The following is a 12,956-nucleotide window of genomic DNA, read 5'->3' as shown; positions in this document are numbered from 1 at the left end:
ATCCAGATTTTAAAATTGTATTCTATGTTTAAAAAGATATTAATTGCAAATAGGGGCGAGATTGCGCTTCGCATTATACGTACCTGTAAGGAAATGGGCATCAAAACGGTGGCCGTCTATTCCAAAGCCGATGAGGAAAGCCTTCATGTGCGGTTTGCGGACGAGGCTGTTTGTATTGGTCCGGCACCAAGTCAGGAATCCTATTTAAAGATACCCAACATCATCGCTGCGGCAGAGATTACCAATGCCGATGGAATTCACCCAGGCTATGGATTTCTTTCCGAAAACGCCAAATTTTCCAAGATTTGTGCAGAGCACGATATTAAGTTCATTGGTGCTTCGGGTGAGCAGATTGAAAAAATGGGAGACAAGGCAACGGCCAAGGAAACCATGAAAAAAGCAGGTGTACCCACGGTTCCCGGTTCGGATGGTTTGTTGAAAGATGTGGACCATGCCAGGAAAGAAGCCAAAAAAATGGGATATCCCGTGATGATCAAGGCTACTGCAGGTGGTGGTGGAAAAGGAATGCGTGCCATTTGGTCCGAGGAGGAAATGGAAAAGAATTTTGAAAGCGCTGTCAAAGAGGCCACTGCGGCATTTGGCAATGGTGGAATGTACATGGAAAAACTCATTGAAGAGCCCAGACATATTGAAATCCAAGTGGTTGGAGACCAATATGGGAAGGCTTGCCACCTGTCCGAAAGAGACTGCTCCGTACAGCGTAGACACCAAAAATTGACTGAGGAGACCCCATCGCCGTTTATGACGGATTCCCTACGGGAAGATATGGGTAATGCAGCTGTAAAAGCGGCTGAATATATAAAATATGAAGGCGCAGGAACTGTGGAGTTTCTGGTGGATAAACACCGAAACTTCTACTTTATGGAAATGAACACCCGTATTCAGGTGGAGCATCCCATTACCGAACAGGTTGTGGATTATGATTTGATCCGTGAGCAGATTTTAGTGGCCGGAGGTGTGCCCATTTCAGGAAAGAATTACTATCCAAAATTGCACTCCATTGAATGCCGAATCAATGCGGAAGATCCGTATAACGATTTTAGGCCTTCTCCCGGAAAAATAACAACATTGCATACACCAGGAGGCCACGGGGTTCGTTTGGACACGCACGTGTACAGTGGTTACATGATCCCGCCAAACTATGACTCGATGATCGCGAAGTTGATCACCACCGCCCAAACCAGGGAGGAGGCCATCAACAAAATGCGAAGGGCACTGGATGAGTTTGTGATTGAAGGCGTAAAGACCACAATTCCGTTCCACAGACAATTAATGGACCACCCAGATTATTTGGCGGGGAATTACACCACCAAATTCATGGAAGGGTTTAAAATGGATCCTAAATATCAAGATTAATATCGACCCCGATGAAAATCGGGGTTTTTTGTGCTATGGAGCTAAGCTATTGGGAATATAAAACCTGGCTGTCCCAAGTGGACTTCACCGTAATCGGAAGTGGCCTGGTGGGCCTCAATTGTGCACTTCGGCTTAAGGAAAAACATCCCAAAAGCAAGATTTTGGTATTGGAAAAAGGGAGTCTTCCACAGGGAGCGAGCACCAAAAATGCGGGATTTGCTTGCTTTGGCAGCATTTCTGAACTGGTTTCCGACCTTAACTCCCATTCTGAAGAAGAAGTGGTTCAATTGGTTCAAAAAAGATATGAAGGCATTCAGTTATTGCGAAAGCTTTTGGGAGATACAGCCATCGGTTTTGAACAACATGGAGGCCATGAGCTGTTTTTAAAAGACGGCCCAAAATTGTTTGAGGCTTGTTTGAGTCGGATGGATGAATTAAACAAACTGTTGCGTCCTGTTTTTGGGGATGTTCCTTTTGTAAAAACGGGCAATATCTTTGGCTTTGGGAAGATTCAAGAGCAGTACATCACCCACCAATTTGAAGGGCAGTTGGACACCGGCAAGATGATGAAGGCGTTGCTTCAAAAATGTTTTGAGGCCCAAATCCCTATCCTAAATGGAGTAGAAGTCAAGGAAATTCAGGAAGCTGGAGATAAAGCCCATATCATTGTAGATGGTTTTGGATTTGATTCAAAGCAAGTGTTTGTAGCGACCAATGGATTTGCCTCAAAACTACTTAAACAGGAAACAGTGAAACCAGCCAGGGCGCAAGTTTTGGTAACTCAACCCATCAAAAACCTGAACATAAAAGGCACCTTTCATTTTAATGAAGGGTTCTATTATTTCAGAAATATTGATGACCGCATTCTATTCGGGGGCGGTCGGAACCTTGATATGAAAGGGGAAGAAACCATGGAATTTGGGGAGACCGAAATCATTCAAAATTCCTTGGAAAAACTGCTCAACGAGGTGATTTTACCCAATCAAAATATTGAAATTGACAGAAGATGGAGCGGCATTATGGGGGTGGGCACGCAAAAATCACCCATTGTCAAACAACTTTCCGATTCTGTGTATTGCGGTGTTCGCCTTGGCGGAATGGGTGTTGCCTTGGGCAGTTTGGTGGGCAGGGAACTTGCAGATTTGGCCAAATAAGCTCAAATTCAAGTTCAAGACCAAGCCCAAAAATATTGATACTTGAGTTTGCACTTGAACTTGATGCTTGAGTTTGATTAAATCATTCGTCCATCCAATAAGTTAATGATTCGAGAACCATATTCTGCATTCTTTTCGGAGTGCGTTACTTGAATAATAGTTACCCCTTCGTCATTTAACTCTTTGAACAACTCCATAATTTCCTCACCTTGTTTGGAATTTAAATTTCCGGTGGGCTCGTCTGCCAAAATGAGTTTGGGATTTGATATCAAGGCACGCGCAACTCCCACCAATTGTTGTTGTCCGCCACTCAATTGTGCTGGGAAAAGGTCTTTTTTGCCCACGATGTTGAATCGGTCAAGCATATCAGCAACCATAGCTTTACGTTCAGTGCCCTTGAGTTTTTTGTAGAGCAAGGGCATTTCCAGATTTTCCTTTACCGTGAGTTCGTCCAACAAGTGATAGGATTGGAACACAAAACCAATATATTCCTTATAGAGGTTTGCCCGGTATTTCTCTTTGAGGGAATGTACAGGTTCATCCAAAAATTGGTATTCGCCCTCATCAAACGTATCCAACATGCCAATGACATTGAGCAAAGTGGATTTTCCAGAACCCGAAGGTCCCATTACGGAGATGAATTCACCTTCCTGTACTTCAAGATTGATGTCCTTCAAAAGAAAGACACGTTGGCCCCCAGAGTTGACCCATTTAAAAAGGTTGTTGAGTTGTAGTAGCATGTTTTTATTTATTCTGTTCTTAGACTTTTTACCGGATTGGATCGTGCCGCTTTTATGGCCTGAAAACTTACGGTGACCACGGTAATCAATAAAGCACCAATCATGGCCAAGGCAAAAATCCACCATTTTAAAATTACACGATAGGGATATTCCTGTAACCAACCGTTCATCACATAATAGGCAATGGGAACGGCGATAAAACAGGAAATAATGATGAGTTTTAAAAAGTCTTTGGACAACATGTTCCATACGTTGAACACTGTGGCGCCGAGCACTTTTCGCACTCCAATTTCCTTGGTGCGTTGTTCGGCAACAAAAGAGGTAAGTCCAAAAAGTCCCAAACAACTGATCAATATGGCCAAAGCGGTGAAAATGCCCGATAGTGTTCCAATTCGCTCCTCCGCAGCAAATTTTTCGCCATATTCCTCATCCACAAAGTCATAATGGAAGGGAACATCAGGAAAATGCGCTTTAAAGACGCGCTCAACAATGGCCAAATTTTGACTTGCACTTTGTTTTGGGTTGAGTCGAAGATTATAGTATGAGGCATTATCGTGCTTATCAAAGGCATAAATGGCTTGTTTTACGGGCTCGTAAGGGGACTGGGCAATCATATCTTCAACCACGCCAATAACCTTAAGCGGCCCACCCGGATTTTCCTCGTCGGAATCCCTGAACAACATCCCAACAGGATTTTCTATGCCCAGGTATTTTACCGCAGTCTCGTTGAGCAATATGGCACTGGAATCTGAAGGAAATTCCCTAGAAAAATCTCGTCCCGCAACAATTTTTAAGTTAAGGGATTTCGCATATTCCGGGGAGACCTCTGTCCATGCAAAATCTTCCTGAAAGCCATCGGGCTTACCCTCCCAAGTCCAACCACTTCTGTTGGACCAAATGTTTGTAGTGGGACTGCTGGAAGAGGACATTTCCACAACAGCACCAGAATTTAGGAACTCATTGCGCATTAGGTCATATTTCCCATAAAACTCTGGGCTCATGGTCGGTAGTTGTACCAACCCTTCCTTATCATACCCCACAGGGCGGTTTTTGGCATAATTGATTTGCTGCATTACAATGACGGTGCCGATAATAAAGGCGACTGAAACCGTAAACTGCAGCACAACCAATACTTTCCGGGCCAGCCCCGAATGTTTACCTGCCTGAAAAGTACCTTTTAACACATCAACAGGTCTAAAAGAAGAAAGGTACAGCGCGGGGTAACTTCCGGCCATAACAGCGGTTATCAGGATAAATAAGATGGAAACTCCCCAAAAACCAAGTTTTGACCATGGAAACTCCATTTCTTTCCGGGCCAACTCGTTAAATCCATTCAAGGACAATACCACAATGAAGAGGGCAATGACAAAAGCAAAAAGAACCACCAAAAACGATTCTCCTAAAAACTGGTTGATCAACTGCCTTCTTTGGGATCCTATTGATTTTCTGATCCCTACTTCCTTGGCCCTTTTTTCCGATCTGGCCGTACTGAGGTTCATAAAGTTGATGCACGCCAAGAGCAGCACAAAGATGCCTATTACCCCAAAAAGCCATACATATTTTATTCTTCCTCCAACTTGTTTTCCATTTTCAAAACGATTGCGCAAATACCAGTCTTCCATGGGCAATAGAAGAAGTTGGGGATTGAATTCAACCGTGTCTTCGTTCAAGTTCTTTTTCACATCTTTAATGGCCGACGTAACACTCTCCATAGAGGTGTTGTCCGCAATTTGAACAAACATTTGAAAGGAATTGTTGCCCCATTGCGTCTCTGCATTTTTAATCCATTCATTTACGGCAACATATTTATCCCATGGCATTAAAAAGTCCAAATCCCTAAATGAAGTGTTGAATGGAATGTCTTCATAAACCGCAGTGACCATCATATCGTATTGCCCATTGATCTTAACAGATTTTCCAATAGGGTCCTCATTACCAAACAGGGCATTTGCTGTTGAAGCGGAAAGCATAATGGAACTGATTTCCCGAAGCCCATCTTTTTCTCCTTTTAGGATTTTAAGTTCCAACATTTCTGGAGCTTCACGTTGCGTAAAGTTCCCATTTCTGGAGATACTGACATCCTTATATTTTAAATATTGGGAGTTGTTCCATGATGCCATCACCAAATGCTCAAAATTGTCCATATAAGTATCGCGAAAGGCTTTTTCCAAAGGGCGGGGGATAGCAGGACCGGTTCCTGTTTGCCCATTAAAGGTCTGCGACTGGTAGATCTGGGCAATTTTACTTTTGTTGGAGAAATAATTATTGTGCGATAACTCATCCTGTATCCACAACCCAATAATCAAGGCCACGGCCATTCCCAAAGCCAATCCACCAACGTTGATGATGGTATATGCCTTGTTCTTGGTAAGGTTTCTCCAAGCTATTTTTAAATAATTCTTTATCATGATGGTTTGTTTTGATACTGAAACAAGTTCAGCGCATGTTGATTTATTCTGCTCGTAAACTTTTAATTGGGCTGGCCAATGCGGCTTTTATAGCTTGATAACTGACGGTCAAAAAAGCGATGCACAATGCCAATATTCCGGCCAGAAAAAAGATAGACCATGAAATATCGATGCGATAGGCGAAGTCTTCCAACCATCGGTCCATCATATACCAGCCAATGGGCACAGCTATTAGAATGGAAATCAAGATCAATTTCATGAAATCCATGGTCAATAGCTGGTAAATACTTTTAAAAGGCGCTCCCAACACCTGTCGAATGCTGATTTCCTTTTTTCGTTGCTCACCCAAGAAAGCGGACAGCGCAAAAAGGCCCAGGCATGCCACTAGAATGGCAAATAGGGCAAAACTGTTGAATATTTTTCCCATTCGCTGTACATCATCATGCATAAGCGCGAATTCTTGGTCCAAAAATGTATATTCAAAAGCTTGATTGGGCACAAATTCCTGCCATACCGTTTCAATATTGCCAATGGCCCTATTGGTTTGGCCGGCATTTAGTTTAACCGCAACCGTGCCAGGGCTATTGCCTATCACCAACGAGAGTGCTGCTATATCTTCTTTCAGGTTCTTAAAATGGAAATCCTCAAGGACACCAATAATTGTCCAATCCTGACCGTTATTAATGCGTTTTCCGATCGGATCTTCATAGCCAAGCTCTTTTGCCATGGTAGCATTGATCACGATGGCCGAGGAGTCTGTGGCAAAATCTTTTGAAAACCCTCTTCCCTCTTTAATTTGGAGCCCAAGGGTTTTTATATAATCAAAATCAACCCTCCATATTTGGGCGGGCACCGTTTTATTTTGAGCCCCTGCCCCGACCATTCCAAAGGTGTTTCCATTTCGTTTTGTGCCATCCACGGGGAGGTAATCGCTAATGGAAACTTCTTTCACTTCCGATATTCCAAGAAGCCTGTCCTTAAATGTTTGTGAATTGTTTTTTAGAAGATCGGTTCCTTTTATAAGGACGACCTGTTCCTTGTTAAAGCCCAATTTTTTATCTAAAATGAAATTCATTTGTTTATAGATGATTAGGGTCCCAATAATCAAAACGATGGAAGTTGTAAACTGAAAAACAACGAGACCACTTCGTAGTTTCCCACTTTTGCTCCCTGTGCTCAGAGACCCTTTTAGCACATTGGCAGGTTTAAATGCTGACAGGTAAAAGGCTGGATAAAGGCCGGCAATAGATCCGATGACCAGAGATGCAAATAGCAGTATGGGGATAAACCACCAAAGGTTCCAAGGCATTACGATATCTTTCGCCGCAATGGTATTAAAGTTGGGCAACAAAGCCCAAGCTAACAACACTCCAATGATGAAAGAGATTAGGCTGAATATGATGGATTCTATCAAAAACTGATTCACCAAATTACTTCTGAAGGCCCCAACGGTTTTTCTAAGCCCCACCTCCTTTGCCCGGTTTGCTGATTTTGCTGTGGACAAGTTGATGAAATTTATGGCGGCCAATACAAGAACAAAAATGGCAATGGCGGCAAACAACCAGATAAACCGGATATCGCCATGCTTTAAACGATCTCCCATTTTTATATCTGATTTTAAGTGTATGTCCGTAACTGGCTGCAGTTTGTATTCCAAGGTCTTGAACACTTCCATAAACTCTTCTCCCATACCTCTTTCCATACTTGCTGGAATAAAATATTCCTCTAGGATGGCCCTCATCTTCTTTTCCAAACTTGGAATATTGGTGTTTTCACCCACCAGTAAATAGGTAAAGTAGTTGGTGGTTGTCCAACTCGTGTTGGTATCTTCAATGGCCAAAAGAAAGTCAAAATTGAGGTGGGATTTTTGCGAAGGATCTTCCTTTATGACACCTGTTACGGTATAGGGTTTGGTGGAATCATCGTCAAGAAACATGGTTTGGCCCACGGCATTGCCATTTGGGAAATACTTTTTGGCTTTTGATGCCGTCAACACAATACTTCCGGGGTTGACCAAGACCTGTTCTGGGTTTCCTTCTTCCAGATCATATTCCAAGATTTCAAAAACAGGTTGGTCAGCATAGATGAAGCCTTCTTCAAAATTATTTTGAAAGGTTCCTTCTGGTCGCAATGCCCTTCTTCCAGCGCCAAAGAGCTCACTGGTATTTACCTTGCCAGCTTTTTCAATTTCGGGATATTTGGCTTGCAATGTTTCGGCGAAAAGACGTTGAAAATGAACGCTTTTCAACACCTCACCATCCATTACGCCCTGCATGACCACTCGGTAGATTCGGTCTTTGTTTTTATAATGGTTGTCATAGCTCAATTCATTCCCAATAAAAAGGGCGATCAACAGACAGGCGGCTACACCAATGGCAAAGCCACCAATTTTAATGGTGGTGAAAAGTTTGTCCTTTTTGATGTTTCGCCAAGCTATTCGTATATGGTTCTTTAACATGGTTCTCGTTTTTGATGATGATTTATTCTGTGCGTAAACTTTTTACAGGACTTACCATGGCCGCTCTCAATGCCTGATAACCAATGGTCACCGAAGCCACAAGAATAGTGAGCAACCCTGCGAATGCAAATACCGCCCACCCAATATCTATTCGATACGCAAATTGCTGAAGCCACCCTTTCATAAGATACCAAGCAATGGGAGATGCAATAAAAATGGAAAGCAAAACAAGTTTGATAAAATCAAGAAAAAGCAGTTTCAAAATCCCCACAACGGATGACCCTAAAACCTTTCGCACCCCTATTTCTTTAATTCGCATTTGGTTGTTGAAGGCCGCCAACCCAAACAAGCCAAGACATGAGATAAAAATGGCAAGAATGGCAAAGTACTTGGAGAGGGTCAAAATCCGTTGTTCAGAAAAATATTGTGCGTTGAACACCTGATCCTGAAAAGAGAAATTAAAATTGTACCCTGGATTATAGGTAGTGTAAAACTGTTTGATTTTTGCTAATGTTTTAGTCTCAGAACCTGGTTTAATCCGCACCATGCCCAAAAGCAGATTGTTGGGAGAATATTGAAAAACTACTGGCGAAATGGGCTCCATAATGGATGCGGTGTGGAAATCCTTCATCACACCCAAAATGGTCTTGTCCTCTCCCCAAAGATTTACTTTGTAGCCTACAGGATTTTCCAACCCCATTAAGCGTATGGCCTCTTCGTTGAAAATAAGATAGGATTCCGGCGACCCCAAATCTTGGGTGAACGAGGAGCCTTCGGCCATTTCTATTTTTAGGGTCTGCATTAAATTTTCATCTATATCCCTAATGATGAAATCAATTTCGGCATCTTCAGGTTTACCGGGCCAATAGATACCATAGGTGGAAGAACCTCCATCTTCCCGAACAATGCTTTGACTTAATCCGCCAACTTCTTCAACACCATCAATTTTCTTTATTTCATCGAATAAGAATGGGATATTTTCATAGGCTTTTCCCTCCAAATCAAATTGGACGATGTGGTCTTTTTGATAGCCAATGGGCTTGTTGAGTGCAAATTCCAATTGATTATTGATGATCAAAACCGCGATGATCAAAACCAAGGACGCCATAAATTGAAAGACCACTAAGCCCTTACGTGTCAATAATTCACTGCCTTGACTTTTAAACGTACCTTTCAATGTTGCCAATGGGCTGAAACCTGACAAATAGAATGCGGGATAGCTGCCCGATATTAAACCGGTGACAAGAGCAGCCAATACCAGAGCGGGGATATTCTGAAGGATCAAGGATAGATCAAGTTCTTTTTCGGTAATATGATTGAAAGCGGGAATCAGCAACAAAATCATTACAATGGCCACCAGAAAGGATAAAAAGGTCAGGAAGATTGACTCGCTCAAAAATTGAACTACCAAAGTTTTTTTGGTGCTTCCAACCGTCTTTTTAACACCTATTTCCTTAAACCTTTTGGTAACTCGGGCCGTGGAAAGATTCATGAAGTTGATGCACGCAATCAACAAAACCAGAATGGCAATGAACGAGAAGAGCCTAACATAGGTGATTTTCCCCCCAGTTTGAACACCATCTTCGTAATTTCCTTTTAGATAAGCATCGGAAAATTGCCTTGTGAACAGGCTAAATTTGTTGTTTTTATTATAATTGTCCACAAACCGCTCAATTTTTTTGTCGAAAGCCGTTTTGTCAATATTGGGCTTAAGAAGCAGATAGGTTTGTGGTCCGGTATTGTACCATTCTTTTCCGTTGGTCCAGATATCTTCTATTAGTTTCTGCTTGGTGGCCACAAAGTTGAACTTCATGGTAGATTTTTTGGGAACATCCTCAAAAACCCCTGTTATTTTTCCGCTTTGCTCTTTTCCAAAAAAGCTGTATTTCAACTCTTGGTTTATAGCTTTATCCACTGACCCAAAAAGTTTCAGGGCAAAATTTTCCGAGATTACAATAGCCGCTTTGTCTTGGAGCACTTGATTCACTGAACCTCTCAGGAGTGGAAAGGAAAAAACATCAAAAAACGCATCACTTGCAAAAAGGCCTTCTGTTTTAAATGTATTTTCTTCATTGGCGAAGGTGATTCCCATTCCTTCTTTTTCCAGATTCATCACCGTAACGGCATGATTAACTTCGGGTAAATCCTTTTCCATGGCTTCGGACAGAGGGCCTTGGGTTCCTTCATGAATTCGGACCATTCCATTTTCTTTACTCTTCATCAATATTTGATACAGATTGGCATCATTTTCATGGAATCTGTCGACCGTCATTTCATCATTCACCCAGAAAAAAATCAAAAACGCGCATGCCAAACCTGTGGAAAGGCCAAGAATGTTTATTAGGGAGAATAAGGGGTTTCTTTTAAGATTCCGCCAAGCTATTCGCAAATGTGTCTTTATCATGATGGTCCGTTTTTGATGTTATTCCGTTCTAAGGCTTTTCACAGGATTTGTAAGAGCGGATTTTACCGCTTGAAATCCAATGGTAAGCAGAGTTACCAGCATGGCCAGTGCACTGGCCAATGCAAAAGTCCAAATAGGGAAATTGATATGATAGGCAAACTTGCCAAGCCATTCGTCCATAAATAAGTAGGCGAGAGGTGCTGATATGATTGCGGCGATTATAATGAGCTTCAAGAAATCTGTTGATATCAACACAATAATATTGTTGATGGTTGCCCCAAGTACTTTCCGGATACCTATTTCTTTCTTCCGTTGTTTGGCCATGAATGTGGCGAGCCCAAACAAACCTAGACAGGATAAGAGAATGGCTATAAATGCAAAATATTTGGCCAAGGTACCGGTTAAAGTCTCTGTTCTGTAGTTGGCAGCATATTCTTCATCCAAAAACTCATAGTGTAAGGGCATATCCGGAATGACATTTTCAAAAACAAGTTGTACTGAAGCCAGGGCCTGTTCAATTCTTGATTCGTCCAACTTAACAAACAGTGCTCCTGCGTCATTGGGATCCAGTAAGAAAATGGTCGGTTGAATGGATTGGTACAGCGAACGATTATGGAAGTCTTTGAGCACCCCGATAATTTGGCGCTGGGACCCCCATAGTTGAACGGTTTTCCCAATTGGGTTATCTCCCAGCCCCATGATTCTGGCACCGGTTTCGTTGACCACTACATTTAGGGTATCTTGAGACCCTTCCCGATAGTAATTGCCCGCTTTAAGGGGAATATTGAAGGTGTTTGGAAAATTATGTGCGGTCCAAAGCAAAGCGAACTCAAGATTTTCTTGGTCCTTGGTTTTGCCCGGCCAACTGACCCCACTACTGGAATACGGCGTCTTCAAGGGAGAAGGCCCTGCAAGGGTGACATCCTCGATGCCCTCGGATTTTAATAACTCTGAGCGCAAAACCCCATATTTTTCGGTAAGGACTTCATCCTGATGGATGGCAATCATATGGTCTTTTGTGATACCGAGGTCTTTCTCATTTACATATTTAATTTGCTTTTGTATGATCAAAGCAGAGATGATCAATACTATGGCCAGGGAGAATTGTAGAATAACGAGTCCTTTTCGCAGCGACACGGTGTTCTTGCCTTCATGAACAACCCCTTTTAAAGCACTTATGGGGCGAAAGGATGAAACCACCAATGATGGATATGCTCCGGATAATAGGGTGGTAAATACGAACACCCCGAAAACTGTAAGGAGCAAATAAGGCTGGGTAAAATCAATCGCTAATTCTTTGCCGGTCAGCGTGTTGACAGATGGCAACAGTAGATACGCAAAGGAAAGGCCCACCAGAAATGAAATGCTGGTAACGAATGCAGTTTCGGTAAAAAACTGACTGATGAGCATCTTCTTTTTGGCTCCCACCACTTTTCTTACCCCGATTTCGCTGGATCGATTGGTGGCATAAGCAGTGGATAGATTTATGAAATTTATACAGGAGATGATCAACAATAAGATGGCAGCAACGGCAAAAATGCGCACATATTCAATTCTACCACCGGACACTTGAGCCTTATCATCAAACTGATTGTGTAGATAGTTATCTGAGAATTTTTGGAAGAAGATGCCCTCTTTTATTTCACCTTCAATATTCGACTGGAACAGGTCGTTTACCTTTTGCTCAACCAAGGCCGCATCGGCTCCCTTTTTAAGCACAAATACCCCCTGCATGATATTATTCCCCCATTCATTCATCCACTCATTTTGGCTTAGAAAATGCTCAAAGCCGCAGTAAAAATCATTTTGTATGGATGATTGGGAAGGAAAGTCCTTATAAACAGCTGCTACTGCATAATCTCCATTATCGTAGATATGTATGGGGCCACCCAATGCCTTTTGGGGCCAATCCTCCCCCCAAAGTCTTTTGGCTAATCGCTCGGAAATGGCCAAAGCCTCAGGCTTATTGTCCAAATCGTCTATGTTTCCGGCCAGCACAGGAAAGGAAAATGAGTGGAAAAGGGCCGAATTTGCAAAGGCACCTTTTGCTCTAAATTGGGTGTCCCCAAAACGCAGGTTATCCTCAAAAGTGTGTCCAAGGGTTACGTAGTCTTCAACTTCGGGGAACAGTTCTTTTGCGGTTTCCAGCATTGGGTAAGCAACATTGGGATATACGTCTAAAACTCCTTTTTCCAAAGGAATTGTTCGCATGGCAAAAAAGAGCTGATCATCTTTTTCATGGAATTTGTCCATGCCATACTCATCAAAAACCCAAAGTAACATGAGAAAGGATACTGCAATGGCGATGGAAAGACCTATGGTATTGATGGAAAAATAGACCTTGTTCCTCATCAAGGTCCTCCAGGCAATCTTCATATAATTCTTAATCATGACAATGTGTTTTTGATACTGAAA

The 12,956-nt window shown here is 42.4% G+C and carries 7 protein-coding genes; 2 read left to right on the top strand and 5 right to left on the bottom strand.

Annotation, left to right across the window (positions count from 1 at the left end; all coding sequences use genetic code 11):
- Window positions 1-24 precede the first annotated feature (24 nt).
- A complete protein-coding gene (gene accC / locus FG28_RS05930; protein ID WP_036380751.1) occupies window positions 25-1,377 on the top strand; it encodes an acetyl-CoA carboxylase biotin carboxylase subunit in 1,353 nt (450 codons plus the stop codon).
- A gap of 35 nt (window positions 1,378-1,412) precedes the next feature.
- Window positions 1,413-2,531 carry an FAD-binding oxidoreductase gene (locus tag FG28_RS05925; protein WP_036380749.1) on the top strand — a complete coding sequence of 373 codons (1,119 nt, stop codon included), beginning with the start codon at window positions 1,413-1,415 and terminating at the stop codon, window positions 2,529-2,531.
- A 77-nt stretch (window positions 2,532-2,608) separates the two neighbouring features.
- On the opposite strand, the gene FG28_RS05920 is transcribed toward FG28_RS05925, so the two are convergent.
- The 5 genes from FG28_RS05920 to FG28_RS05900 are packed head-to-tail and all read right to left on the bottom strand — an operon-like array spanning window position 2,609 to window position 12,932.
- A complete protein-coding gene (locus tag FG28_RS05920) occupies window positions 2,609-3,271 on the bottom strand; it encodes an ABC transporter ATP-binding protein (protein ID WP_036380747.1) in 663 nt (220 codons plus the stop codon).
- Between the two features lie 8 nt (window positions 3,272-3,279).
- Window positions 3,280-5,679, bottom strand: coding sequence for an ABC transporter permease (locus tag FG28_RS05915; protein WP_036380745.1), 2,400 nt, complete (start codon window positions 5,677-5,679; stop codon window positions 3,280-3,282).
- 43 nt (window positions 5,680-5,722) lie between these two features.
- Window positions 5,723-8,137 (bottom strand): ABC transporter permease, encoded by a 2,415-nt coding sequence (locus FG28_RS05910; protein ID WP_036380743.1) that lies wholly within the window; start codon window positions 8,135-8,137, stop codon window positions 5,723-5,725.
- Window positions 8,138-8,159: 22 nt separating this feature from the next.
- Window positions 8,160-10,541 carry an ABC transporter permease gene (locus FG28_RS05905; RefSeq protein ID WP_036380741.1) on the bottom strand — a complete coding sequence of 794 codons (2,382 nt, stop codon included), beginning with the start codon at window positions 10,539-10,541 and terminating at the stop codon, window positions 8,160-8,162.
- A gap of 18 nt (window positions 10,542-10,559) precedes the next feature.
- The gene (locus FG28_RS05900) at window positions 10,560-12,932 is read right to left on the bottom strand and encodes an FtsX-like permease family protein (RefSeq protein ID WP_081894235.1); all 2,373 of its coding nucleotides are present in this window, start codon (window positions 12,930-12,932) and stop codon (window positions 10,560-10,562) included.
- Between the last annotated feature and the right edge of the window lie 24 nt (window positions 12,933-12,956).

Source organism: Muricauda sp. MAR_2010_75, assembly GCF_000745185.1.
In the GTDB taxonomy this organism is placed as follows: Bacteria; Bacteroidota; Bacteroidia; order Flavobacteriales; family Flavobacteriaceae; genus Flagellimonas.
This window is presented reverse-complemented; position numbering and strand designations above follow the sequence as displayed.

Excerpts from the sequence above, each read along its gene's own strand:
- FG28_RS05925 (WP_036380749.1), top strand. The coding sequence starts at position 1,413 with ATGGAGCTAAGCTATTGGGAATATAAAACCTGGCTGTCCCAAGTGGAC.
- FG28_RS05910 (WP_036380743.1), bottom strand. The coding sequence starts at position 8,137 with ATGTTAAAGAACCATATACGAATAGCTTGGCGAAACATCAAAAAGGAC.
- FG28_RS05900 (WP_081894235.1), bottom strand. The coding sequence starts at position 12,932 with ATGATTAAGAATTATATGAAGATTGCCTGGAGGACCTTGATGAGGAAC.
- FG28_RS05905 (WP_036380741.1), bottom strand. The coding sequence starts at position 10,541 with ATGATAAAGACACATTTGCGAATAGCTTGGCGGAATCTTAAAAGAAAC.
- accC (WP_036380751.1), top strand. The coding sequence starts at position 25 with ATGTTTAAAAAGATATTAATTGCAAATAGGGGCGAGATTGCGCTTCGC.
- FG28_RS05915 (WP_036380745.1), bottom strand. The coding sequence starts at position 5,679 with ATGATAAAGAATTATTTAAAAATAGCTTGGAGAAACCTTACCAAGAAC.
- FG28_RS05920 (WP_036380747.1), bottom strand. The coding sequence starts at position 3,271 with ATGCTACTACAACTCAACAACCTTTTTAAATGGGTCAACTCTGGGGGC.